Genomic DNA, 24,726 nt, shown 5'->3' with positions numbered 1-24,726 from the left:
ACATCTCCTTTATATACCACGGATCGGTAAGACCCAGGGCGAGTGCGAATATTTCCTTGGAATTTTCCATCCCCCGAAAATAACAATTTACTAACTTACCCACTCAAAACACGATAGAGCCTTTTAGTTAATGTAGCATCCAATCAACCAAGACCATACTTTTTTTTATGAATTTTAATTGGCAGTAAGATCGTTCAATGCCAATATATTACGCATCTCAATGAAAATCAAAAAAAAACTAATACCGGAACACTACCATTCCGGATCCGGCTATAATCCTTACCTCATTGGCCCCAAATGGCAAGTGGCGCAATTGAATTTTACCCCGGACCTGGCCCCGGGAGCAATAAAGAAAGTGGATGTGCACCACAAGACAGACGAAACCTTTTTGCTAATGAACGGACAAGCTGTTTTGATCGCCGCGGAAATTGAGGGGGACAACGTGACCTTTGAGGTAAAAAATATGAAACCCAAAGTATTGTACAACATTCCCAAGGGATGCTGGCACAATATTGCCCTTTCCGAGGATGCCGAAATCTCCATAACGGAAGATGCCAATACCCATTTGGGCGACTTTGAGTTTCATTTTCTAAATGAAGGGCAACAAGAGGATTTAAACGCCCTTATTGAAGCTGTTTGGGAAGACTAGTCCGTGACGGCGTGGCAACAGCACTTCTTTTGCCTTTTTTTCTTTCCACTTGAGCACGCAACGTTCTGCCAAGAACGGCAGTCTTGTTGGGGCGGTCCTTTTTGTTCTGCTTCCTGGGTGGTGCCCTGCCCTCAGGCCAGCCCACCGCTTTTACTCCATATATCTGGGAAGCGCACAAAGGCCACCATCCACCTTAATGTCATCGCCCGTAATGTATGCGGCTTCGTCAGAGGCCAGGAACAATGCCGCGAGCGCTACTTCATGGTCCTTGCCAAAACGGAGCATGGCAGCCTGTAATTTTGAGGCCTTTACGTATGCCGCGCCTTCTTTTTCTATGCGCTCCTCTGCCATGGGCGTTAAGATGGCCCCGGGAGAGATGGAGTTAAAGCGTATGTTCTTGTGACCAAACTGTCCTGCCAATTGGGTGGTCATGGAAAGCATTCCGCCCTTGGCCGTGGCGTAGGCGGTCCAATTGTCCCAACTTCTGTGCGCCTGGCCCGAAGCAATGTTCACAACACTGCCCTTTTCTGCCAAGAGCATATGCGGCATGCAGGCCCGGATGCACCTAAAGACGCCCTTTAAGTTCACGTTCATTAAACGGTCCCAATCCTCATCCGGCATTTCGGAGACCAGTCCGGAAACAGAAATGGCGGCGTTGTTCACCAATACATCTATTCTGCCGTAGGTTTCCATACAGGTCTGTACCATGCCATTTACCATATCGGTGCTGCCCACATCACAAAACAATGGCAGTGCATTTTGGTTCTGTTGAAGGATCGCTTGGGCCTCCCGCTTGCACTTATCTTCGTTGACATCGACCATCACCACTGTGGCACCTTCCTTTGCGAAGACTTTGCTAATGGCCAAGCCTATGCCGTCCGCAGCTCCCGTTACAATGGCAACCTTATCCTTTAATCTCCCCATATCACTTTTTTTTCAACCAGTAATCTTCAATTTCTTCCAGACTTTTACCTTTGGTTTCCGGCAGGATCTTAACCACCAGATACATTGCGGGAACCATAAAAATAGCAAAAAACCAAAAGGTCCCGTGGGGCAAAAGGTTCTCTAACAGCCACGGTGTCATTTGCCCAATGAATGTGGCGCCCAACCATACCGCCAAGGTGGCGATGGACATGGCCGCACCTCTAATCTTAAGAGGATATATTTCCGATAAGAGCACCCATAAAACAGGCCCAAAGGAAAAAGAAAAACACGCCAAAAATGTGAGTATAAAGGTCATGAGCAAATAGGTGTTGTTTACCTCAAGGTAAAACAGGGTGCCTACCATGAGCAGAGAAATCGTCATTCCAATGATACCGTATATCAATAAGGGCTTTCTCCCTATCTTATCTATTTTCCAAAGTGCAACAAAGGTGAATATGACATTTACCAGACCTATGATCACCTGGCTGCCAAGGGCCTCTCCCAAGGGGATACCGCCTTCTTCCAAAATTCTTGGACCGTAGTAAATTATGGCGTTAATGCCACTGAGCTGTCCTAAAAAAGCCAGACCAATGCCAATGATCATGGCCAATCTAAAAGGTCCGTTGAAAACAGATTTGATTCCCAAGGATTTCCTTGAAAGCACTTCCCGTACCTGCTTGATCTCCATATCCGCCTCCTCTTGGCTCATAAACCCTCTCAAAATGCGCTGTGCTTCTTCGATCTTTCCCTTGGATGCGAGCCATCTTGGACTTTTGGGTATTGCCAAAAGCAATAAAAGAAAAACCAGGGCGGGTATGGTTTCACTACCAAGCATAACCCGCCAAACCTCCGCTACGGAGATTTTGTACCAAAAGCCCGAGGCCTCCAGAGAAGGCGCAGATTCGGAAACGGACAATAAATAGGCATTGGCAAAGTAAGCACATAAAATACCAAGGGTTATGGCCAACTGGTAAAGCGCCACCAGTCTGCCCCTGTTTTTTGCCGGTGCTATCTCGGATATGTAAAGGGGAGACAGCATGGATGCCACCCCAACCCCCAACCCTCCGAGCAAACGATACATGACAAGACTTTGAAAAGAGCCGGAAATGACACAGCCCACGGCAGAAGCCGCGAAAAAGATCCCGGACATGATCAACATGTTCTTTCTGCCATACCTATCGCTCAAAAGCCCTGCGACCAAAACACCTAAAATGGTGCCCACTAGGGCAGAACTCACGTACCAGCCTTCCATCGCCGTACTTAGGCCAAACTGTGTTTTCACAAAACCTATGGTGCCAGAAATTATGGCCGTATCATAGCCGAACAAAAAACCGCCAAGGGCTGCGATCAAAGCCAAAAAACCTACGTTGCTCTTCATTTATTCAAAGTATCAATTAATTATCCGAGAGGGCGTATTTTAATTTGCTCCACCCATAAACGAAACGAGAGCCTGAAAAGGCGGTTCCGACCTTGTAAACTCCCCTGCCCGCGGTGGTGCGATGTAAGAGGAGGAATGAACGGGAAATTCCGAGACAGGCCTATCGTGAAATATGTTAAATTTCATCTCCATACTACCTTTTCTCCCCACGGCCACCGGTTTATAAGGTGTCTGCCAAGAACCATCTCCAGCGATTTTGGGCACTGTCCAGGGCAAGCCCAAAACAAGTGCAACGAGGTTGACGGTGTTATATAAAATTGCCCGCTATTTCTTTAAGAGCACAAATTTGGTCTCATAATAGTCCATTTGCAAGGGCTTGGTCAGTGGCTGTAGTTCCTCCCCAAGAACGTTCACCTCAAAAGCCTTTGAACTTCCCGTTTGCCTCAGCAGTTCAGGGATGTTCAAGGTGGCAGATTGTCCTTCAATTTCCCTAAGGTGCAACATAATGCCCCCGTCCATTGGCAGGGGCCTGGCGTTTACAAGGAGCAGGTTGGGCAAATCAATGTCCATCACGGACTTAGGGGTGCTTGCGTTCTTCTCCTTGGGCTTCCCGGGCGGAATGATCCTGGTGAGCATGGGCACCCTGTTCCCCCAGCCAAACCTCGTGGCATGGGAGTTGGATGTATCCGTGGAGGAACTTATGCTATAGCTCCATTTCATTTCCCCTTCCTGACTTGCCCTAAAGTTGGTGGTCCAATAGTTGTTCAGCACCCAAGAATAGATATGGGGCTTTTCGGGTTTGTGGCTATAATAGAACCTACCCGTGTTAATATTGCCAAAATGCACCAAGGGGACATCTGTTGTACTGAACAAAATCTGGGCCTCATCGTTCTTAACGGCTGCATAATTCTGTATAACGTTCCAATCTGCCGAAGTGCCCTCCAACTGGTTGACCCCTGGGGTCACAACTCCGCCCTGAACATCAAAAGCCAGTTCATCCCCATCTTTCATCTTAAATGGAAAGGCCACAAAAACAGCCTCGGGAGAGGTGTTGGGCAATTTTACCATATCGTAGGAAAGCACTATTTTCTTGGAGGTGTTGTAAAGCTTGATCTCCAGGTTCACCCCTCTTGGGTCGGCACATTTTTCTATTTTGCCGTTTATTTTGAGACTGGTCCATAGGGGCGTCTGTTTCATCTGGGACACCGTGATATCGCTGAGCCCGGTCATGGTCTTTTTTATGGGCACATAAACGGTGTCCTTATTGGCATTGGTAAGGCGCTCCATGGATTGCCGGTTCTCTGGTTGTTCGTAGATGAACTCTCCCAGTTTGTAGGTGCTCGTGGCATCTACCAATTCTTTTTTCAGCTCCTTGTCGTACAAACTGCTGATCACCCCTTTCTCCCCATCCACGGTAATGCGGTAAAAGTGGTTTTCCAGAATGGGCGTTTCGGTTTTTATGGTTTTGGCTTCTGCTGCATGGGCTCCATCTTCCAGTACAACGCGAAATGTGGCGTAGCCCATTGCCGGAATGTTCGGGGCCCAGAGGTGGTAGGTGCTGCCATCTGCCCTACTGGAAACACGCTCTACGGGCACGGTTTCCCCATTCTCATCCAAAATCTTGAACGCGCGGCCAAGGGGCAATAATTGATGGTCTATGTAGGTTTCCACCAGTCCGGACCGTTTCCAGTTCAAAGTGTTGAAAACGGCTATGGTGGCATGTTCGCCTTTGGAAACATGTTCTTGCACAATGCCCAGGGCCTTCTCTTGGATCAAACTGGATTCTTTAAAGGCCGTCCAGGCATAGGACGACTTTTGCCCCCATTGTATGACAGAGTTTTCCACCAGGGGATCGGTAATGCTCTCGGCGGCACCAAAGGTGTGCTCATCATAAAAGAGCAATTCATCATAGGCCCTCTCAATGTCACCGGTAATGGTTTCCGGCAATTGGGATCCCATGAACTGGGACATGGACAACAAGCCCAAATTGGCGATCATGTTGGAGTGTACCTTCCTTGCCGTTTTGGTCTCCGTAAAAGCAGATCCAAAACCATCTGTCCACCAATCTGGCCAGGCCACTTTTTTAACGGGGAGATCATTGGCCTGGTGTTCCTCCAAATGGATCATGAACTCACTGGCCAAGGACAGTTTCAGTTTTGGCCATTCATATCTTTCGTTCCATTCCTTTACAATATCACAAGCTTTGGTGGACGGGGGCGAATTGTCCGTGAGATAGCCAGAGAACTGAAAGGCAGTACGGTCATAGGGATAGTTCTTTTGCTCCAGCTCATCAAGATACGTGGATAGGTTGGCCCTGAACTGGTCTATTTCCCCCGAGGTAAGGCTCAGGGCATTGCCGTGCATGTAATGTTCGCTCCTGTAGGCCAACAAGCGGTTTCCGGAATTCGATTCCCACCAGAATGAGGTGGGCTTGTCAAAGGGGACATGGGCCCTGTGGCCGTGCTGCCCCATGGTAAGGTATTTAACCCCGGTATTGTTGTAAAGGTCTATCATGGCCCAGCCAATGCCATTGGCATCGTTCTGCATGGCCGTGGTCACATCTATGCCCTTCTCCTTACAATGGGTCAGCGCCTGGGTCTGCATGGCCAAGGCCGTCTCATCAATTATTTCGGAAAAATTAAAGAACATGCCCGTTACCTCTATGCGCCCTTCCTTAATGCGCCGCAAGAGGCGGTCTATTTGACGTTGAGGTCTGTTTTTTAAGTATTCCCGCACTGTCCAGGCGGCCTCACAGGTCCATCTAAACTTGGCCTCGTCGGGGTAATCATCTGTTTGATCGCAATAGTCCAGCGCGTAATCTATAAAGCGTAAATGTTCCGTTAAGATTTCCGTTTGGGAACGGGTATATCCAATGTCCGTATGACTGTGCTGCACCAAATGTATGGTCCACTCCCTTACGGGGGCCACCATAAAACTAATGGGTCGTTCCTCATTGCCCATACGCAGCGTGGCCTCTACTTTTGTTGGAGACTTTACAGCGGGCACCAATAAGTCCACCTCATTGAAACCGGTGTTTATGCGGAAATCGGTTTTTGCATTGGAGGTGCTTATCGTGGCGTCAACGGCTTCCTTCAAGTGCATGAATTCAAACCTGATGTTATGAAACAGCTTTCCGTCTTTTTTCACCACGATTTTGAGCTGTTTTGAGGTTATATCTTCGCTCAGCGTGCGCTCAAAAGTCATGAACCAGTCGTTGCTATAGTTGGCCACACCATCAATTTTGAGCACAACGGTCTTGCCCGGGGTAAAGTATCCCCTTGGCAGGCTCAAAACGGCCGTGCCCATCTCATCCCTGTTCATATCCACCATGGAGCGTTTAAAGGTAAGTTCCACCCCATCTTTACTGGAGAAGCTGCGCGTAGCCTCGTTTTTGGTGGGCGATGAAAAGGTGATCACCTTTCTATCGTCCACATACAGATCAAAATCTTCCCCGGGAACCTTGGCGCTGATGCCGTAAGACCAAATAAACGTGGCGGTTTTTTTAGTGTAGTCCTCGGGCACTGCCGCGGTTTCCCACACTATTGGCTCAAATTCTGCCCTGGCGCGTGCAAGAAGACTCTTCTCCCTATAGGAAAAGGGGGAATGATAGGTAAACTTGCTTCCGCTTACGGAGCGCTGGTATCCAGAAAGATAGTTGTCCTGGGCAGACGCCGGTGGCGCCGCCATCAAGAGCACGAGAATAAGGGGCACTATTACTTTTTTCATCATATAAGGTTTGTTGCTTAAGGCTCATTTTAAACATTTCACGCAGTCGCCACTATTTCCCTGCGCTGGTTCGGACACTACCATACAACACCAAGAACGTTTGCTTTTTCTCGCTTTTTTGTCATTGGCAAAAAGAGGGAGAAGGCAAACCCCGTCCCTTCCGCAAGTTATGACCTTCTGGGAGATACATTCTCTTCATTTTTAACAGGTGTTGAATGGATTTTAACATGAAAACGTCTGCTGCCTCTTTGGACACTAAAGAGATTCTTGAAACCAACGTCCCACTAGGCCCGATCCAGCAGTTCGGAAGCCCTGAAACCCAAGGAAATCATTGAGAGCAAACACGCCAATATCACCCATAAAAACCTTGCCAGCAAAAGGATGCGTAACGGGTCTCATACCATTTCCCAATTGAGAATCAGCCTATAAATGGTTTCTTTTTACGCCCCACTTCAAATTAAAATAAGCCTTAGCTGGGCTATGCCCGGTTTTTCTTTTTCGCAGGCCAAAAAAAACAATTCAATTTCTTTGGCAGAATTTCTAAAAGAGAACTGGCCTACTTGCCCGGCAATCCGGCATCCATTGGCAGTCGGGTTCAAAAAGCGTATCGGGAAAACGATGCCCTGGGCCACTCCCGGTGGTCAAAAAAAACCTGTACACACGCTTCCAAAGCAGTTTTTTTTTAGTCTGACATCCCTTTTTTTACATCCCAAAGCCAGCTATGTTCTAGAAACCCAAGGAACCAGGCCACACGTTAACATTCATTCATTAATGGACAATATGAACCACGGCCAACATTTTAAAATCCCCTATTTTTGAAGTATGGCAATTTCAGGATCCAAACACTTGGTCAGACAAAACTGTTCAACCACCGGAAGGCCCAAAAATCACCTAATATCCCTTTTCATAAATAAAACCAACATCATTTAAACCACCCTTGAGAACAACTGGCAATGCGTGCTTTAACCATCCCATGGTACAGGCAATCATTCCAAAACAACAAAAACAAACAGATGAAACGAGCATTAAAAAATTTTAAAAATTACTTCGCGAAAGGCGATGTTTAGAATTTTTAATGTGAGAGCGTAGCGGTTATCCCGCACGTGCGGGGTTCCCATATTTTTCAATTAGTTTTTTTTCAGATAACTAAAAAAATTAAACGGATGAAATTCACCAGTATATTCCTACTTCTTTTTTCGGCCATGGCGGGCTTTTCCCAAACTAAGGAACAGCCTACAAAGCAACCTTACGCTTCCTACTGGTTTGTGCATGAACTTTTGGAATGGTCCCCGGAGAACGACCCCGAGGCCAAATACAACGTGAGCCAAATCCCCTTGGCCAAACGCTTTCTAAACGACAGCACCCCAATAACCCCAGACACCAAAATACCGGGCATCATTGCCCTTATGGCCCCCTATGCCACCAATAACCACCCTGCCCAAGGCTTTACTTCGGTCACCGAATATGCCTTTCCCTACTGGCAGTACCTGGATTATTTTGTGCAATGGGGTGGATCGGCAGCCGAAGGCCTCATTCTAGCACCTTTGCCCACTTGGACCGATGCCGCGCACAAGAACGGGGTGCGATCCATTGGGACCGTATTCTTTCCGCCAAATGTATATGGCGGCAAGGAAGAATGGGTCTATGAATTTCTGGTGCAGCGCGAGGACGGAAGTTTTCCGGTGGCGGACAAGCTGATCGAAGTGGCACAGACCTATAAGTTTGATGGGTGGTTCATAAACCAAGAAACCTACGATCTAAAAGAGGGTACGGCGGAGAAAATGATCGACTTTTTAACCTACTACAAACAGCGTTCGGATTTAAAACTGGTTTGGTACGATGCCATGATCAAAGACAGCCGAGTGATATGGCAAGATGAACTCAACCATCATAACCAAATGTATTTTCAAAAAGACGATCAAGTACAGTCGGACGTCTTCTTTATCAACTTTCGCTACAGTGCCACCAATTTGGAAGATTCCAAACGCAATGCCCAAAAACTGGGACGCAGCGAATGGGACCTGTATGCGGGCATCGATGTGCAGGCAAAGAGTTTTAGGTCCATGGCAAAATGGGACGATCTGTTCGAGGACAACAAACCCAAAAATACCTCGATCGGACTCTATTTTTCCAATTCCACCTTTAGCCATTCAAAAACAGAACAACCGGAAGATGTGTACGATAGCGAACAAAAGTTCTGGACCGGAGGGCCGGAATTCAAAACCCGTTTTGGCACCTCTAGATGGCAAGGGTTCTCAAAATTTTTTGAACCCCGTACCGTGGTAAGCGATCTCCCGTTCAAGACCAACTTCAATTACGGACTGGGCCGGTTTTACAACGAAAAAGGCAAACGAGTTTCCGATAAAGAATGGCACAACCATAGCATACAGGACATCCTGCCCACTTGGCAGTGGGAGGTGGACACCTTAAAGGTGCGGCCCACGTTTAGCTTTACCGAAAGCTATGAAGGTGGTAGCAGTCTGCTCATAGAAGCCAATGACCATGCCCAAATACCGCTGTACAAAACGGTGCTTGGATTGGATCGGACCGTAAAATTTGAGGTGGTGGCAAAAGCAGACCCCACGGTACAGCTGCAACTGCACTGCCTGCTCTCCAATGGGGAAGAACGGGTGTTCCCGCTAGAAAAGGGGCTTCAATGGACAAAGACCCGCTTCTCCCTGGACAAAGAACCAGGGGTAAGGTTAACCCGGCTGAGCCTGCTCGTAAAAGGTAAGGGGCAGGCGTTTTTAGGGGAAATACTGGCCTATGGGCAAAAGGAAAAAAGGTTGCCGGCACCCAAGTTTTCGGCAAAGATAGTTTCCAACCAAGATAAGCTGGCAGAGGTCTTCTTGCATATCGAAGAAAAAACGGCGCCGTTTTACGCTGTTTATGCATTGGACGGGCAAGGCAATAAAACCTGGTTGGGCAAAACCGCTTCGGCAGACTATTACCTTGCCCGTGTACCGGTTTCAGGGACATCCGTACAATTAATGGTGACGCCCTTGGCCCAAGATGGCACCCCGGGCAAGAGCGGAAAAAAGAAGATTACAGTGCCCTAGGAGGAATTGGCATCCGCATCACACCCAACTGCAGGGCCCTGAAATTGGCCGGGCACATTACTGCACCACCCGCACCTGTGAATGTCCCAAACTGCCCTTTTCCAACTGAATTTGGGTGGTGATCCGCTCCTTTAGCGCCCCCACGTGGGAAATCACCCCTACCGAACGATCGCCCTCGTTCTGCATTTTTTCCAAAATGGTAATGGCCTGGTCCAAGGTATCTGGATCCAAAGTGCCAAAGCCCTCGTCAATGAAGAGCGATTCTATCTTTACGTTCCGCGAGGCAATGTCCGAAAGGGCAAAGGCCATGGCCAAACTCACCAAAAAGGTCTCGCCGCCGGAGAGGGTGCGCACCGATCGGCGCGCGTTGCCCATATAGGCATCCAGTATCTTAAGGGTGTCGCTCTTTTCTGCCTCGTCCGCCGTGGGAATGTCCAAGAGATAGCGATCGGTAAATTCTGCCAAACGACGGTTGGCATGGCCAATGAGCTGCTCCAGGGTAAGGTCTTGCACAAAATTGGAGAACTTGTTGCCATTGGCATCCCCTATGAGGTCGTTCATGGTCTTCCAAAGCAGTGCGTCCTTTTTTAACTTGGCCAACAAGACCTGCTGGGCCTCAAATTTTTGGCGCATTTGTTCGTCATTGGCCAAGGCTTGGGAAATCTTTCCAAATTCTTCGCCCAAGGCATCGCTTTGGGCCTTGGCCTCCAAAAACGCGACCTCCAATGCTTCCGTGGAGCGCTGGGTGTCGTCCTTTTCCCGTAGCAAATTCAGCTGCTCCCGGTTCTCCGCCTGTTTCTGGTCCAGGGTGGCCTTCCACAGCTGCAGTTCGTTCTTTCGCTCCCGATATTCCTGTGCCGTTTGCTCTGGCAGGATGGCACGTTTTAAGTCCGCTGCATTGGCCAGCCCTTCCTTTGAGAGCACGGCTTGCATTTTGGCCTGTTGATCCTTTTCCGCCTCCAAGGCCTTTTTCAGTTGAACCTCCGCTTCCTGCAATTGCAACAGGGTTTGCTCCTGTGCCGTGCGGGCCGTGGTCATCTTTTGGGACAAACGGTTGGCCTCGGCGTCTATGTCCGTTCCTTTGTACCGTTTCTCCCGGGCCAGTTTCAATGCGGCATGGCCCTCAACGGCCAGCTGCCATGCCGCCCTGATGAGTTCCATCTCTTCCAGAAGGGCGTTTACGGAAAAAGCCCCTTTGGACCGGTGCAAAAAAGACAATTGTTCTTCCAATGCCCTTTGTTTCTCCTGCATCTCATCCAGGTCAATGGTTGGGGGCCAGCCCAGCTCACGGCAGCGCTGTTCCATTTCCCCGCCCACTTTGGCCTGGGCCTCACCCAGTGTTTGCCTCTCGGCTTTTAGCCGTTCCATCTCCTTGTTCCTGTACTTCTCACTTTCCTGTAGGGCAATGTGGGTATTGTTCTGGCTCTCCAAAAGGGCTTCCATTTGTTTCAACCGATCCGCATCGGCGTTGAAATGGGGCTCGGAACCGGCATACGGATGTTCCAGGGACCCGCACAGCGGACAGGGTTGGCCCTCCCGTAACTGGGCGCGTTGCCCCTCCAGGCGCTGGTGCAGGCGCTGGTGTTCCAAATTCTTCCTCAAAAGGGCCACCTCTTGTTGCAGCGCCTCCAGATCCTGGGCCAGTTGTTGGCGTGCCATGGCATCCTTTTCCCCTTTTTCCAACTCGGTCCGCAGGGCCTTCTTGGCCCTTGTCAGTTGTTCCTCCAACCTTGTGTACTGTTCCTTTAAACCCTTTAGCTCCTTGGCGCGGTCCAGGTCTTGCCTCAGGGCGTCCAGCCGCTGCTCCAATTCGGCACTGGAGGTGACACCGGAATCCTTTATGATCTTGGACACCCTATCCGTTATTTCCTCCAGATCCCGTTTAACTTCGGCCGGATCGGCCTTGGGTTCCAGGGCATGGCCCAACTCCCGTACCTTGCCCGCCATTTGGCGCAGTTGGGAAAGATGGAGCTGGGCCTGCCCCTCTTGTTCACGCTCCTGGGCCTGCAGCGCCACAATGTCCTTTCTAAACTTTTCCAGGACCCCAAGGGCATTGTCTTGGCCCACGGACTTCCCCACCGCTTGGCCTATGGCCTTGAGCTGAGTGCCCAACTCCCGGGCGATCTCCTTCTCCTCTGCCCGTAATTTCTGAAGCTGGGCCTGGGCCTTTTCCCTTTCTTTCTGCGCCAGTTCATGGTCCCGGAGCAAATCTGAGTGTTTCACCAGCTGTCCGTGCCTGGCCAGGCGTGTGTCCTGGACTTTAAAATCCACGAACATTTGCGCCAATCGCTTTGCTTTTTCGGCGTATTCCCTGTGTTTTTGTTCTTGTGCCCCCAACTGCGCCCTCACCTCCCGTTTGCCGCGCTGTACCTCCAAAAGCTCCGCTGCCGCTTTCCGCTGTTGCCTCAGCTCCGTCAGTTGTGCTTTCCTTTCCCTTCGTTCCTCATCGGTGAAAAGGGCCATGTGCTGCAGCCCCGCCTCTTTGAGCTCCACTTCCTTTTTAACGGCGGCATGGCGGTGAAAAACCGCGCGGCCAATATTGCGGTACGATCGTGCCCCGGTAAGGTCTTCCAACAATTTGTTGCGCTCGTTCCGGGGCGCTTGCAACAGCTTGCTGAACTCGCCCTGGGAGAGCACCATGGCCTTGACAAACTGCTCGTAACTGAGCTTTATAATGGCCTCGTTCTGCTCTGGCGTCTTGGTGCCGCTGTGCAGAATAGTGCCCGTGGCCACGTCCACCAGCTCCTGCTTTCTGTTGTTCAGGTTATGGTTGCGGTTGCGTTCAATGCTCCAATGACTGCGGTACGCCCTGCCTTTTACCGCATAGGTGACCTCGGCAAAGCAACTTCGGGCATTGCGTGTCATGATGCCGCCATCGTCCTCGAGCAGGGAATTGCTCACCGACTTCCCCACCCGGGCAATGCGGTTGTAAAGGGCCAGGGTAATGACATCGAGCAGGGAAGATTTGCCCGATCCCGTGGGGCCGGTAATGGCAAAGAGTCCGGCATCGGCCAAGGGCCCGTGGGCAAAATCCACTTGGTGCTCCCCTTTTAGGGAGTGAATGTTCTTAAAACGTATGTTCAGGATCTTCATCCAACTTCCTTTTGTTCTTTCTTATGTTTCTTGTCCCCGCACCACATTGCCCGGTAACAACAGTGGCTTTCCGCAGCGTTCCATTGTGCCAAAACCCAAAAAATGCCAAATGCGCCGGTCTTGTGCCTTCGGCCAGGGCACTATATGCCCAATTCCTGCAAAATGTCCTTAAAGGCCGCCTTGAGCTCCTCGGTGTTCTCCAATCCGGACTGGAGTTCCAGTTTTTTGGTGAACATCTGCATGGGCGTTACATCGGCCACATCGGTGCCCACGGCGAAGGCCTCACTGGCGCCGCGCACCTTATTGGCAAACGTAAGTCGGGATTTTACAATCTGCAGCAAGGGGTTGGGCGCATCGTTCAGGAGGGCCTCAAAGGCCTGCCTTCTTTCCAAGCTCTCGGTCGCTTCGTTCACCACCACCTCGGCCAGGGAAAGCAACGGGGTCTTGGCATTGTAATCCAGCAACTGCTGGCGTACCTCTTCCAGGCTTCCGGAAAAAGTCAATAGGTTTCGGCCCTTGGGCACGGGAACCCTTTCCAAATGGGCCAGTTTATTGTTTTTTAGGGTGATGACATTCACCTGTTTTTGATCTTCACGTTCGGAAAAACTCAGGGATATGGGCGACCCACAGTAGTGGATCTGGCCTTCTTGGGACACCACCTGGGGTTTGTGGATATGGCCCAGCGCCACATAATCGGGAACCCCCTGGAACACAGCAGCGGATACCCCGGCCTGATTTCCGACCTGTATCTCCCGTTCGCTTTCCGAAATGGCACTTCCCTGGACATACAGATGCCCCATGACCACAAAGAAAGCATCGGAAAAATGGGAGGTATAATGGGTGTTGATGTCCGAAAAATAGCCTTGCAGTCCGGCCCTGACCTGTTCTATTTTGGTGGCGTAGCTTTCCCCTGCCGCCGACTTGCGGATGTCGCGGTCCTTTAAAAAGGGCACCGCCGCCACCACCAATTTCTGGCCGTTCTTTTCAATGGGCACAAACACGTCTTCCAGCTGCTCCGTGGCACCCCCGATGACGGTGATGTCAAAGGCCTTTAGAAGTTCCCTTGGCGCATTGAGCACAGCGGCCGAGTCGTGGTTGCCGCCCGTGATCACGATCTTGCAAGGCAGCTGTGTCAGTTGCCTCAGCACATCGTAGTACTGCTTGTAGGCGGCCTGGGAAGGATTGGCCTGGTCAAAGACATCCCCGGAGACCAAGAGCACATCCACGGCCTCGGCCTCAAGGTAGCCGATCAACCAATCAAAGAAGCATTGTAGGTCTTCGGCAAGGTCGTACTTGTGCAATTGCTTGCCAATGTGCCAGTCTGAAGTGTGCAGAATTTTCATGGGACGCCACAGGTTTTGTATCCGCCCCTAATATTATGGATTTTTGGAGAGATGCAATGGAGAATTCATTGAAATTTAGATTGTGGACCTTCCTTTATGGTAAGGATGGCGCAATTTGTTTCCAAAGCCAGACCCTTTGTCCAAACCTCGGTTATCAACAAAAAAGAGCTCACGGCCACAATATGTTCTCCCTTGCCACAGCTTTGAAAATTTTGGTATCTTTACTTCGATGGCCAATGAAATGACTTCCTTGGCCCTAACCTTAAATCTTTTGTGATAATGAACAAGACCGAGGAACTAAAACGTTTTGCCCTGATGTTGCTGCTGGCCGCCTTTATTGGTGCCGGTGCGCTGACCTCTTGCAGGGAACAGAAAAAAGCAGAACAGACCGAACAACAGGAAGTTGCCCCTGAGGCGGAGGAGCATCCCAGTAGTGATGGCGAGGCCAAGGACGAACACCCCACGGGAGGCGATGAGCACCCCAGTGGCGAGGAACATCCCAGCAACGGGGGAGATGAGCACCCCAACTAAGCGGAAAACGCCCATTGGGACTTCAGTACATCGGTCGTTTCGTTTCAACACGGAATGGCCGATTTTTTTTTGCCCTTAACAACCTGCCGAGACTTTTCCCTTTGACGGCAACCTGTCCTTAAGGGCCGGCAACGCCTGTTTTGGCTTTCGGATTTTCTGGGGCCTTGGAACGCACAAAGGAGAAAAATGTTTCCGGGTAGCGCGCCTTGCCTTCCTCTTCCAGCACCGGATAGGCCATAAAGTTTATGGGGCCGGAATTGGGCCCAGGCTCCAGCACCAGATCCCTGCCCCTGGTAAACTCAATTCTATTGGCGGGATGCCGCCCAAAATAATAGGTGGCCAAGGCGCTGTACTTATTGGCCTCACTGATGTCCACCGGCCACCATTTGCCCTCGGCATAAAATTCTGCCCAACAATGATAGCCCGATATGCCCCCCTCGTTGCGATCACTGGGTATGGAGGCGCCCACGGCAAAACGGGCTGGGATGCCGGCAGACCGCGCCAAAGAGATGAAGAGGGAATGGAACTCGGTACAGTTTCCGGTGAGGGCGTCACAGGCATATACCGAATCTCCGGTACCATAGGTCCCGGCCTTGCTGTAGCGCATGTTGTCAATGATATAATCGTACAGGGCACGGGCCTTCATAATGGTGCCGTCCTTGTGCTTGTTGCCAATAATGGAATCGGACAGGGTTTGGAAACGATCTCCAATGGGCATAAGGAGACTGGCCCCCAGATAATCGCTGGGCAGCGTGCCATCTTCATAGGCCTGTTTTTCCTTTCGTTGCACTTCATAGCGCAGCTGCACCTTTTTACCGCTGTGCTCGGGCGCCAGGCGCAAATGCATCACCTTATTGCCGTACCGTGCCTCATTCAGGGTGTCATAGGCCACGGGGGTTTCCACCTGCACCAGCTTCAATTGCTGAAAGGAATCCGACTGTGCCATGGGAATCCACATTTGCGCATTTCCGACCATTTCCGGTAAGGTAACCTCGTAACTGAACTCAAAATGGTCTTCACCCTCCACCACGCCCAATAGGTCGGTAGAAGCGGCTTCCAGCGGCAGCTTGTACCAGGTTTTGTCCTCGCGCTGCTTCCAAGTGTAAAAAGGTCTTCCATTGAGTTTGTGCAGGGTGGTTTCGGTCACCGTCATTTCTCCCGCGGGGCCTTCCAGAAAGAAATCCACATCATAGACATCGCCACTAACATCGGCCAGGTCCACACAGGCAAAATGACGATTGGGGCCCAAATTGGAAAGGTACTCGGTGTGCACGCGTACCAGTTGGAGTTTCAATTCCTTCCCCTCCGCATCTTCCATTTTAAAATAGCCTCCATCCGCCGCCACTTTTTGGGCAATGTGGGAGGTAATGCCCGCCTCTATGTCGGCCGTGACCACTTTGGGCGCCATTGCGGAGGCCACCCCGTTGGAGGGCTTCTCTTTCTTTTCGGCCGTGCCACAGGCCATTAGGAAAACTAGGGACAAAAACAGGAATGTACGATGATGGGCCATAAAGTGAAGCGTATGGGATTATGGAATGAAATTACAATAATAAAACCCCTCCGGCAAGCCCTACTGGACCTCCTTGTCCCATTGTGTAAACAAGGGCTGCAAGTTCAGCGTATCGTTCATTGTTTTCTGCATCTCCATAAGGTCTTTGAACAAGCTGCCCACCCGTTCCCTATGCTCGGGCATTGCCGCCAGGTTGTTCATTTCATTGGGGTCTGCCTGCAGATCAAAAAGCAAGATCTTCCCAATCTTTGGGTAAATCAACAATTTGTAACCGTCTTTTCGCATCATGCGCTGCAGGTGCATATAGGCCCCATACACCCCGTTGTAAGGAGTTTTCCAATCCTCCCCTCGAAGTAGGGGCCCAAAACTGTTGAACTGTACAAAGTCTGGTTTTTCCACACCCGCCAAATCCAGGCTCGTGGCCATGACATCTTGCAAATATACATCATGGGGCACCCGAACATCCTTCCTAACCCCAGGCCCCATGACGATAAGGGGCACGCGCACGCTGTGATCAAATAGGCTTTGTTTGCCCAAGAGGCCGTGCTGGCCCACGGAAAGCCCGTGGTCGCTGCCAAAGAAGATATAGGTGTTTTCCGCTTTTCCCGAAGCTTCCACCGCATCCAGGATTTTTCCGATCTGGGCGTCCAGGTGCGAAATGATGGCGTAGTATTCCTGCCGATGTTTTTTAACGGCATGTTCCGTTCTGGGAAAGGGCGCCAAGGCCTCATCCCTCAGGGTGGGCGCATTGCCCATATCGTACCTATATGGATATTCGGGCAGAAAGTTCTTGGGGAGGGCCACGGAATCCAGTGGGTAGAGGTCCAAGAATTCCTGTGGTGCCTGCCTGGGATCGTGGGGCGCGTTAAAGGCCAGGTACATAAAAAAGGGGGCTTCCTTGCTGCTGGCCTCGGCAAGGAAATCCAGGGCGTCATTGCGCACCACTTCGCTCCAATGGGTGCCACCTTCCCAAAAGCCACCTTGAAGACTGTCCGCCGGGTGCCAAAGCGTATCGTTCACATCCACGGGACGGGCGTACTCCAAGGGGAGGTATTCGTTCCAATCCTTCATGTCGCCAGATTCCTCCTCCCATTTCTGGAAGGCGGCAGGGAGCTGGCCCCGTCTATCGGGGGGCATTCCGGGGCGCACGTGCGCGGTACGCGAAAAAAGCATTTCGGCCGGGGCTTCCACGTGCCACTTTCCGCTCATATAGGTGTCGTACCCCTGTTGCTCCAAAAGCTTGGGCCAGGTCCGTTGCATGGCAAGGCTGTCCCGTGCTGCCCAGCGTTTGGCCTTGTCCCGGGCGTTCCATAGATAGGCCCCGGATATGATCATGGCCCTGGAGGCCACGCAGATGGCACCGTGCCAACCGCCCATATTGTAGGCGTGGGTAAAGGTGGTGCCGTTTCTCACCATCCGGTCCAGGTTTGGGGTTTGGATCTCCAGGTTGCCCAAGGCGTTGATGGAGGCAAAGGTCTGATCGTCCGTAAAGAGAAAGATGATGTTGGGCTTTTCGGCCCTGGTTTCATTGACCGTGGAACGTTCCTTACAGGCGGAGAGTGCAAGGACAACCACCAAAACCAAGATTCTTAAACCGGAAAAAGACATACCATCCTGCTTTTAAATTTTTAAATCATGATGTGTTAAAAGATACAATTTAGGTAAAAATCATCAGGAACCACTGCCAATGTGCAATGAACCAGCCATCAACCCCATTGAGGGGGCAAAAAAAAGGTTGAACCCAGATTAAGCAATAGAAATTCTATTACGGCTGCAAATCCCTTCAAAATCAATCGTTGCACTGACTTTTGCTCACTCAACGTAGCGATGGCTACCCACCCGTACCGAAGGGCACATTCGGGCGGGCCTGCCCGACTGAGTCATTCAGGCGGGCGCCTCAATCGCAAAAGTCTTGATTTTATTGGGCTTTACACCCTCATCAAGAAAGTCTACTATATAACACTCAAGCAACCAAGTTATCCTTTGAAAAATTATGAAGCCATTCATCAGGGGACTAGTGCATAATCTGGGTTGAATAGCGACATTTTTACCCGTACGGGGCAAACCTCTTCGGGACAGCTTTCGGACAAATCCTTTTGCCCCCAATGCAAAACAATGAAAATCAACTAAATAACCTAAAAAAATGCAACCCGTTGGGTTGTGGCCCACTTTTTGGTTCCCTTGAAAAAAACATGTTGCCATTATGTCCAAAAAAGTGTGCGATGCGCTCAAGATGGGCGCGTCTTACGGTCACGGCTACCGGCATATGCATTTCCCAAGGCCAAACCTTATCCCAAAAACTGGCGGAATTGCCAATTTCGGGCGGGTAGCGGACGCGGTCGAAGTGGTTCCGTCCATTGAAAAAAAGAAAGATGTCCATAGAACGGCGACCTTAAAAAAAGCCGATGGGACAAGGTTCTTTGGTACTGTGGCCTCTTTGAGGACCAATTTGGCCAAGGCCTTGCCATCGGGGAAATTGGTGGGTTCGTAAAAACGATGACTTCCGCCCGGTATCCCAGGGCCGCTTTACTCTAGGGGATAAAAAGACAAACCGGGCGGATTTTTTTTACGTGACCCTTGCGGTGGAATGTAGGTTTTACCGATAATTATTGTTTTACCACGATGACCTACCTCAATAATTAAAATTTTTGACCCAAAAAATCCCATTTTTTTGTATTTTACAAAACTATGGGGCCGCCTCAATGGGCGGCACATGCACCAAGGAACGGTGGCCTGACCAAAAAAGGCACCCTGCCCCAAAAATGAAAAAGTAACATCATGCCAAAAAAGTTCACGTTAAGACAGCGCATACATGCCACCTTTATATTGGGCATTGCCTTTTTTTTGGTACTCTCCTCCAACCGGCTCAACAACAGGAATTTCAACACAGTGGAACATTCCATTAACTCGGTCTTTGACGATCGTGTCATGGCCCAGGAATACATTTACACCCTTAACAATATTTTCCACGACCAGGAAATGTTAATGGCAAAGTCCCTTTGGACCGCCAGGGATACGGAGGCCCATACCAACATAGCCACCGCCATTTCCAATTTTGAGGCCACGGAACTCACCAGAAAGGAAAGCATCTATTTTGACAATCTCAAGAAGAATTACGGGGAGCTCAAAACCTTGGAGGACGCCTACGCCCAAGAGGCAGATCCAAAAACCTTGAGAATGATCAAAGTGCAATTACAGCGGATAAGCGAAAACCTGGACGATCTTTCCAAGGTGCAGATATCCGAAGGGAGGCAACTTACCCAACTCTCCAACAAATCCCTGAGCATGAACAACCTGCTCTCCAAACTGGAAATCGCCTTTCTGATCATTATCGGTATTTTATTGCTCCTTACCGTTTTTCACAGGGACAAGTCTCCCGATGCCCTGGGAGAATGATGGTTTTACGGGAAATGGGCCTTGAAAAAAAGCGCTGACGGCACCCCGCCCAAAAGCGCGATGTTCTGGTAAGCTTCCCCGGCAAGGGTTCCCTACCTTTGCAAAAACCATGTCCCTTGAAAAAAGCGGTTCTCTACATGACGCTGAGCACCTTGGCTTTCAGCATCATGAACGCCCTGATAAAACAGCTTCACCATTTCCCCACGTTCCAGGTGGTTTTCTTTAGGTCGGCCGGCTCGCTGCTTCTGGCTTCCGGCTATATTTTTGCCAAGGGCATCCCAGTGCTGGGCAACCACAGAAAACTGATGCTTTTGCGATCGGTGGTGGGCCTTACGGCGATGAGCCTTTTTTTTATGTCCCTAAAATACCTGCCGGTGGGCACGGCGGTCTCCCTGAGGTACATAGCCCCCATCTTCGCCACCCTCTTTGCCGTGCTTTTGTTGGGCGAGAAATTGCGGGCGGCCCAATGGCCCTTGTTCGTGGTTGCCTTTGCGGGAGTATGGGTGCTGCGCGGCTTTGACCGGGGCATGGACCCCACCGGCCTGGCCCTTGTGGTAGCGGCCTCCGTGTTCAGCGGTCTGGTCTATGTGATCATCCGGCGCATTGGCAGCGGGGACCATCCGTTGGTCATTGTAAACTACTTTATGTTCACGGGCACCGTGGTGGGCGCTGTGGCCAGCCTCTTTCACTGGGCCACCCCCGTTGGCGCTGAGTGGGGGCTCTTGCTGGCCCTGGGCCTCTTTGGTTTTGTTGGACAACTGTTCATGACCAAGGCCTTCCAGATCGGCAGGACCAATCTGGTGGCGCCCCTAAAATATATTGAGGTGGTCTTTAGCATATCCATTGGCGTGTTTTGGTTTGGCGATGTGTACACATTGATGTCCTTTTTGGGCATCTTCATGATCATTGGGGCGCTGGTGGCCAATGTGATGATAGGGAAAAAGAAAGGATAAAAAAATCTGCAGCGGGTTTTGGCCCAATGCAGATTTTAGGGTTCATGCGTTGTTCCCCGGACTTCTGGCCCAAGCCAAAAAGTTCAGCGGACCAGGGGGCTAGCTGTACTGGTTAAGAATATTCTCGAACAGTTCTTGCTTGCCGCTGATCTGTGCCGGCTCGCCCGCTTTGGACGCGTGCTCGTAAAGGTCCACAAGGCGCAACTTCCCGGCTTTGAACTGGGCACCCTTTCCGTTGTCAAAGGAAGCGTAACGTTGTTGCAACAGCCCTTCATAGGCCGAATGCTCCAGGACCGCATCCGCGATCAACAGGGCACGGGCAAAGGTGTCCGCACCCCCAATGTGGGCGTGGAAGATATCTTCCAGGTCCGTGCTGTTTCTGCGGGTCTTGGCGTCAAAATTAATGCCGCCACCTTGCAGGCCGCCAGATTTCAGGAACACGAGCATGGCCTCGGTGGTCTCCAGGATGTTATTGGGGAACTGATCGGTGTCCCAGCCATTTTGGTAATCGCCCCGGTTGGCGTCAATACTGCCCAACATCCCCGCATTGGCCGCTACCTGAAGTTCATGCTGAAAGGTGTGCTGGGCCAAGGTGGCGTGGTTCACCTCAATGTTCAGTTTAAAGTCGTCCTGCAGGCCGTATTCCCTAATGGAGTTGATGGAGGTGGCCGCATCAAAATCGTACTGGTGCTTGGTGGGCTCCATGGGCTTGGGCTCTATGAAGAAGGTTCCCTGGAAGCCCTGCCCACGGGCGTAGTCCTTGGCCATGTTCAGGAAACGGCCCATATTGTCCTGCTCCAATTTCATATTGGTGTTCAAGAGGGACATATAGCCTTCACGACCGCCCCAGAAAACATAGTTCTCACCCTCCAGGGCCATGGTGGCATCCAAGGCGATCTTTACCTGGGCACCCGCCCTGGCCACGACATCAAAATTGGGGTTGGAGGCGGCCCCGTTCATATAGCGCGGGTTGGAAAAGCAATTGCTGGTGCCCCACAACAACTTCACGCCAGAAGAAGCCTGTTTCTCTTTAAGGTAGGCCACAATGCGCTCAATGCGCTTTTCGGATTCGGCAAGGCTATCGGCCTCATCGACCAGGTCAAAATCGTGAAAACAATAATAATCGAACCCCATTTTGGTAATGAACTCAAAGGCGGCATCTGCCTTGTCCCTGGCCGCTTGGTCGGGGTCGCTGGCCGTGGACCACGGAAACACCTTGGTGCCCGGGCCAAAGGGGTCCCCGCCCGTACCACAGAGGGTGTGCCAGTAGGCCACGGCAAATTTAAAATGATCGCGCATGGTCTTGCCGGCCACCACGCGCTCCGGATCGTAAAACTTATAGGCTAGGGGGTTGTCTGACTCCTTGCCCTCAAATTTGATCTCCCCAATTCCCTTAAAATATTCCTTGTCTCCTAAAAGTGCCATTTGCTATCAATTGTTTAAGATTAAATTCAGTTCTTGCTTCCACCTTAAATAGGCCTTGTTGTACTCTGCCAAGTTGGCCTGTGGCCGGTGGGTCATGATATGGTCGTTCTCCAAATAGGCCCCAAAAGCGTCAAAGCCCTTCTGGGTTATGGCACAGGCCCTGGCCGCCCCAACGGCGCCGGTGGTGTCATATATTTCAATGGGCTCCTGGAGCAGGGTGGCCACCGTATGGGAGAAAATCTCTGAGCGGTAAAGGTTGTCATTACCGGCGCGGATCACCTTGGGCATGATGCCGTCCGACTTCATGATCTCCATCCCGTACACAAAGGAAAAGGCAATGCCTTCCAGGGCGGCCCTGCACAAGTGTGCCTTGGTGTGCCGGTTCAGGTCCAGGTGCACCATGCGGGTGCCCACGTCCCGGTTGAGCAGCATCCGCTCCGCTCCGTTGCCAAAAGGGATCACGGTAAGGCCCGCTGCGCCTATGGGCACGGAACCGGCCAGTTGGTTCATTTCCTGGTAAGAGGCCACATCCAGATTGTTCAGCAGCCATCGGTACAATATGCCGGCACCGTTAACGCACATGAGCTTGCCAATGCGCGGGGCGTCTTTTTTTCCGTGGTTCACGTGGGCAAAATTATTGACGCGGGAACTCTCCTTGACGGAGAGCGTGTTGGTCACGGCATAGATCACACCGGAGGTGCCACCGGTGGAGGCCACCTCACCCGGCTCAAAAACGTTGAGCGAGAGGGCGTTGTTGGGCTGATCGCCTGCCCGGTAAAGAATGGGCGTGCCCACCGCCAGGCCCGTTGCAGCGGCCCCTTTTTCCGACACTTTGCACTGCTGGGAAAAGGTGGGCACCACTTCTGGAAACAAATCTTCGGAAAAGCCGTATTCGTTTAGGATGTCTTCGGATATCCGTTCCTTTTTAAAGTCCCAGAACACCCCTTCGGACAGACCGGAAACGGTGGTGTTCATCTCATCGCTGAGCTGATGGGCAATAAAATCGCCCGGTAGCATGAACTTATGGATCTTTTGGTATAGGTCCGGCTCGTTTTGCTGGACCCATTTTAATTTTGAAGCCGTAAAATTTCCCGGGGCATTTAGGAGGGACGCATCGCAACGGGCGGCACCGATGGCTTTCTGGGCGGCATTTCCTATCTCCACGGCCCGGCTATCGCACCAAATAATGGAGGGGCGCAAGGGCGTGCCCGATGCATCCACAACGACCAGGCCGTGCATCTGGTAGGCAATGCCTATGCCCTTTATCATGGCCGGGTCCACGTCCTCTTGAGAAATGAGCTCGGCAATTCCCTTGCGGACACATTCCCACCATTCCAAAGGTTCCTGTTCTGCCCAACCCTTTTGGGCGGCGTGCATCCCCATTTCTTCCTTGGGCTGCTGCACCACCGCTTTTTGGGCCCCGGTGTCCATGGACACCAAGGCCAGTTTAACGGAGGAACTTCCCACATCGATCCCTAAGTAGTACATACGCTGGTCTTTTTCCCGTTCACCACCACAATTTACAATGCCCAGGGCTTTGTTGCAGTGACCCAACACAAGTTGCGAAAGTTACCAATAAATCAAATAAATACTGGGCTATGTCCCATTTTTTTCAGTGATCGGTGCCATAGGCCCACTTTTCCAGTTGTACCGGAAACAATGGGCAAGGCGCGCCAGGAAATCAAACCATTTTTCCCGGTTATCGATGCTTAAGCAGAAAGAACGGAAAAAAAGCTTTGGATGAGTTGGTGGTGGATAAAGCCAGCCCAGAACAAGAAGGGGGCGCACCCTAAAGCATCTCGCCAGTGGCCATGCCAAGGCCTTGACCCATCTGGGGAGGGGCAGCGGTCATTGGGCAATATCGTTGGCCTGGAAGGCCTGGAGCCCACCGTCAATGAACTCGGGAGAGAGCTCTATGGGATTGCAGCACACCTCACAGTCCTCTATGTAGGTTTGGCGGTGCACGGAAGGATCCAGCAGCATGGAAATTTCTTCCCAGCAATAGGGACATTGAAAAAAATGCTCGTACATGGGGTTCAGCTTTTGTGCAACCTTGCGGCCAAGGCCTCCATGGTCAGCTTTTGTAGGGTGTTCCCGGCATTGGCGCTAAAAACGGGGAGGTCTCCCAAGTACAGGGCCACGGTTTCCTCTTGGTACTCCAATCCCACGGCCTCACTGGGCTTGGCAACATTTTCCAATTTCATGTCGAAGCGTTTGCTCAGGCTTACGGTCCCCGCCTGGGCCACCATCTTAAAGCCCATAAAGTCCACCAACCGCTTTAGCCCCTGAAGCATGGTAAAGCCCAAATACACCAGACTGGCCATGCCCAGGTTCACGGCCAGGGAGAAAACGTTGACCTCATCGCCATTGGCGAACATGGAGAAGAGCGAGGCACAGCCGTACACCCCTGCCAAAAAGACCACCAGGCCCACCAATACGGCCAGGACATCCCAAACTTGGGCTTTCAAGGTGCGCTTAACCACCAGGGCACCGGCCGCATCCTCCGTTGCGAAAAAGCCCATGGCCGGGAGCAGTTCCAAATTTTCAATACGCTGCTTCCTTTCGGTGATGGCGGCGGTCAAGGGCGTTTTGTCCACCACCATCTTCCGCTGTTCCATTTCGCCGTGAAGGCGGGTCATGGCCTCAAAGGTCAGGGTGTGGTAATGGCCCATGATCTCCAGCAGTTCCTTGTCTGTCTTTTCGCTGTACATTCTCTTTAATTTAGCCTTGGGGCCCTTG

General features: G+C 51.2%; 18 protein-coding genes. 7 read left to right on the top strand and 11 right to left on the bottom strand.

Going from position 1 to position 24,726, the window contains the following annotated elements:
• The first annotated feature begins 220 nt into the window (after window positions 1–220).
• The gene (locus tag ACKWCC_RS15990; protein ID WP_413996967.1) at window positions 221–649 is read left to right on the top strand and encodes a hypothetical protein; all 429 of its coding nucleotides are present in this window, start codon (window positions 221–223) and stop codon (window positions 647–649) included.
• 150 nt (window positions 650–799) lie between these two features.
• Here the strand turns inward: ACKWCC_RS15990 and ACKWCC_RS15985 are convergent, their stop codons facing one another.
• From ACKWCC_RS15985 to ACKWCC_RS15975, 3 genes are all read right to left on the bottom strand, one after another.
• Window positions 800–1,573 (bottom strand): SDR family NAD(P)-dependent oxidoreductase, encoded by a 774-nt coding sequence (locus ACKWCC_RS15985; protein WP_413996966.1) that lies wholly within the window; start codon window positions 1,571–1,573, stop codon window positions 800–802.
• Between the two features lies 1 nt (window position 1,574).
• Window positions 1,575–2,951 carry a sugar porter family MFS transporter gene (locus ACKWCC_RS15980; RefSeq protein WP_413996965.1) on the bottom strand — a complete coding sequence of 459 codons (1,377 nt, stop codon included), beginning with the start codon at window positions 2,949–2,951 and terminating at the stop codon, window positions 1,575–1,577.
• Between the two features lie 324 nt (window positions 2,952–3,275).
• Window positions 3,276–6,677, bottom strand: coding sequence for a glycoside hydrolase family 38 N-terminal domain-containing protein (locus ACKWCC_RS15975; RefSeq protein WP_413996964.1), 3,402 nt, complete (start codon window positions 6,675–6,677; stop codon window positions 3,276–3,278).
• A 429-nt stretch (window positions 6,678–7,106) separates the two neighbouring features.
• Between ACKWCC_RS15975 and ACKWCC_RS15970 the strand changes: the two genes are divergently transcribed.
• The gene (locus ACKWCC_RS15970; RefSeq protein ID WP_413996963.1) at window positions 7,107–7,496 is read left to right on the top strand and encodes a hypothetical protein; all 390 of its coding nucleotides are present in this window, start codon (window positions 7,107–7,109) and stop codon (window positions 7,494–7,496) included.
• Between the two features lie 344 nt (window positions 7,497–7,840).
• Window positions 7,841–9,736 carry an endo-beta-N-acetylglucosaminidase gene (locus tag ACKWCC_RS15965; protein WP_413996962.1) on the top strand — a complete coding sequence of 632 codons (1,896 nt, stop codon included), beginning with the start codon at window positions 7,841–7,843 and terminating at the stop codon, window positions 9,734–9,736.
• A 57-nt stretch (window positions 9,737–9,793) separates the two neighbouring features.
• On the opposite strand, the gene ACKWCC_RS15960 is transcribed toward ACKWCC_RS15965, so the two are convergent.
• Together ACKWCC_RS15960 and ACKWCC_RS15955 are read right to left on the bottom strand one after the other, a co-directional pair.
• Window positions 9,794–12,829 (bottom strand): AAA family ATPase, encoded by a 3,036-nt coding sequence (locus ACKWCC_RS15960; RefSeq protein WP_413996961.1) that lies wholly within the window; start codon window positions 12,827–12,829, stop codon window positions 9,794–9,796.
• 140 nt (window positions 12,830–12,969) lie between these two features.
• Complete coding sequence (locus ACKWCC_RS15955) at window positions 12,970–14,172, bottom strand: exonuclease SbcCD subunit D (protein WP_413996960.1); 1,203 nt, start codon at window positions 14,170–14,172, stop codon at window positions 12,970–12,972.
• 279 nt (window positions 14,173–14,451) lie between these two features.
• Here ACKWCC_RS15955 and ACKWCC_RS15950 point away from each other — a divergent pair, with 279 nt between their 5' ends.
• The gene (locus tag ACKWCC_RS15950) at window positions 14,452–14,703 is read left to right on the top strand and encodes a hypothetical protein (RefSeq protein WP_413996959.1); all 252 of its coding nucleotides are present in this window, start codon (window positions 14,452–14,454) and stop codon (window positions 14,701–14,703) included.
• Between the two features lie 118 nt (window positions 14,704–14,821).
• Here ACKWCC_RS15950 and ACKWCC_RS15945 read toward each other — a convergent pair whose 3' ends face one another.
• Window positions 14,822–16,186, bottom strand: a complete 1,365-nt coding sequence (locus ACKWCC_RS15945) for a transglutaminase-like domain-containing protein (RefSeq protein WP_413996958.1) — start codon at window positions 16,184–16,186, stop codon at window positions 14,822–14,824.
• An 87-nt stretch (window positions 16,187–16,273) separates the two neighbouring features.
• Window positions 16,274–17,821 carry a sulfatase-like hydrolase/transferase gene (locus ACKWCC_RS15940; protein WP_413996957.1) on the bottom strand — a complete coding sequence of 516 codons (1,548 nt, stop codon included), beginning with the start codon at window positions 17,819–17,821 and terminating at the stop codon, window positions 16,274–16,276.
• A 595-nt stretch (window positions 17,822–18,416) separates the two neighbouring features.
• Here ACKWCC_RS15940 and ACKWCC_RS15935 point away from each other — a divergent pair.
• From ACKWCC_RS15935 to ACKWCC_RS15925, 3 genes are all read left to right on the top strand, one after another.
• Entirely contained in the window at window positions 18,417–18,704 is a 288-nt protein-coding gene (locus tag ACKWCC_RS15935; RefSeq protein WP_413996956.1) for a hypothetical protein, read from the top strand.
• Between the two features lie 287 nt (window positions 18,705–18,991).
• Window positions 18,992–19,609, top strand: a complete 618-nt coding sequence (locus tag ACKWCC_RS15930) for a hypothetical protein (protein WP_413996955.1) — start codon at window positions 18,992–18,994, stop codon at window positions 19,607–19,609.
• A 116-nt stretch (window positions 19,610–19,725) separates the two neighbouring features.
• Window positions 19,726–20,562, top strand: a complete 837-nt coding sequence (locus tag ACKWCC_RS15925) for a DMT family transporter (RefSeq protein ID WP_413996954.1) — start codon at window positions 19,726–19,728, stop codon at window positions 20,560–20,562.
• Between the two features lie 99 nt (window positions 20,563–20,661).
• Here the strand turns inward: ACKWCC_RS15925 and xylA are convergent, their stop codons facing one another.
• The 4 genes from xylA to ACKWCC_RS15905 form a co-directional block, all read right to left on the bottom strand.
• Window positions 20,662–21,987 carry a xylose isomerase gene (gene xylA / locus ACKWCC_RS15920; protein WP_413996953.1) on the bottom strand — a complete coding sequence of 442 codons (1,326 nt, stop codon included), beginning with the start codon at window positions 21,985–21,987 and terminating at the stop codon, window positions 20,662–20,664.
• A 6-nt stretch (window positions 21,988–21,993) separates the two neighbouring features.
• Window positions 21,994–23,475, bottom strand: coding sequence for a xylulokinase (locus ACKWCC_RS15915; RefSeq protein ID WP_413996952.1), 1,482 nt, complete (start codon window positions 23,473–23,475; stop codon window positions 21,994–21,996).
• Window positions 23,476–23,835: 360 nt separating this feature from the next.
• Window positions 23,836–24,018: a CPXCG motif-containing cysteine-rich protein gene (locus ACKWCC_RS15910; RefSeq protein WP_413996951.1), complete on the bottom strand. Its 183-nt coding sequence runs from the start codon at window positions 24,016–24,018 to the stop codon at window positions 23,836–23,838.
• A gap of 5 nt (window positions 24,019–24,023) precedes the next feature.
• Window positions 24,024–24,698: a hypothetical protein gene (locus tag ACKWCC_RS15905; protein ID WP_413996950.1), complete on the bottom strand. Its 675-nt coding sequence runs from the start codon at window positions 24,696–24,698 to the stop codon at window positions 24,024–24,026.
• Between the last annotated feature and the right edge of the window lie 28 nt (window positions 24,699–24,726).

Source organism: Maribacter aquimarinus, from assembly GCF_047345505.1.
Taxonomy (GTDB): domain Bacteria; phylum Bacteroidota; class Bacteroidia; order Flavobacteriales; family Flavobacteriaceae; genus Maribacter.
Note: the sequence above shows the minus strand (reverse complement) of the source record. Positions and strands in the feature narration are given on the sequence as shown.

What these genes read in the sequence shown, in the direction of transcription:
- ACKWCC_RS15905 (WP_413996950.1), bottom strand. Translation starts at nt 24,698, where the DNA reads ATGTACAGCGAAAAGACAGACAAGGAACTGCTGGAGATCATGGGCCAT.
- ACKWCC_RS15915 (WP_413996952.1), bottom strand. Translation starts at nt 23,475, where the DNA reads ATGTACTACTTAGGGATCGATGTGGGAAGTTCCTCCGTTAAACTGGCC.
- ACKWCC_RS15965 (WP_413996962.1), top strand. Translation starts at nt 7,841, where the DNA reads ATGAAATTCACCAGTATATTCCTACTTCTTTTTTCGGCCATGGCGGGC.
- ACKWCC_RS15990 (WP_413996967.1), top strand. Translation starts at nt 221, where the DNA reads ATGAAAATCAAAAAAAAACTAATACCGGAACACTACCATTCCGGATCC.
- ACKWCC_RS15950 (WP_413996959.1), top strand. Translation starts at nt 14,452, where the DNA reads ATGAACAAGACCGAGGAACTAAAACGTTTTGCCCTGATGTTGCTGCTG.
- ACKWCC_RS15930 (WP_413996955.1), top strand. Translation starts at nt 18,992, where the DNA reads ATGCCAAAAAAGTTCACGTTAAGACAGCGCATACATGCCACCTTTATA.
- ACKWCC_RS15980 (WP_413996965.1), bottom strand. Translation starts at nt 2,951, where the DNA reads ATGAAGAGCAACGTAGGTTTTTTGGCTTTGATCGCAGCCCTTGGCGGT.
- ACKWCC_RS15910 (WP_413996951.1), bottom strand. Translation starts at nt 24,018, where the DNA reads ATGTACGAGCATTTTTTTCAATGTCCCTATTGCTGGGAAGAAATTTCC.
- ACKWCC_RS15985 (WP_413996966.1), bottom strand. Translation starts at nt 1,573, where the DNA reads ATGGGGAGATTAAAGGATAAGGTTGCCATTGTAACGGGAGCTGCGGAC.
- ACKWCC_RS15970 (WP_413996963.1), top strand. Translation starts at nt 7,107, where the DNA reads ATGGTTTCTTTTTACGCCCCACTTCAAATTAAAATAAGCCTTAGCTGG.
- ACKWCC_RS15975 (WP_413996964.1), bottom strand. Translation starts at nt 6,677, where the DNA reads ATGAAAAAAGTAATAGTGCCCCTTATTCTCGTGCTCTTGATGGCGGCG.
- ACKWCC_RS15940 (WP_413996957.1), bottom strand. Translation starts at nt 17,821, where the DNA reads ATGTCTTTTTCCGGTTTAAGAATCTTGGTTTTGGTGGTTGTCCTTGCA.
- ACKWCC_RS15960 (WP_413996961.1), bottom strand. Translation starts at nt 12,829, where the DNA reads ATGAAGATCCTGAACATACGTTTTAAGAACATTCACTCCCTAAAAGGG.
- ACKWCC_RS15935 (WP_413996956.1), top strand. Translation starts at nt 18,417, where the DNA reads ATGTCCAAAAAAGTGTGCGATGCGCTCAAGATGGGCGCGTCTTACGGT.
- xylA (WP_413996953.1), bottom strand. Translation starts at nt 21,987, where the DNA reads ATGGCACTTTTAGGAGACAAGGAATATTTTAAGGGAATTGGGGAGATC.
- ACKWCC_RS15955 (WP_413996960.1), bottom strand. Translation starts at nt 14,172, where the DNA reads ATGAAAATTCTGCACACTTCAGACTGGCACATTGGCAAGCAATTGCAC.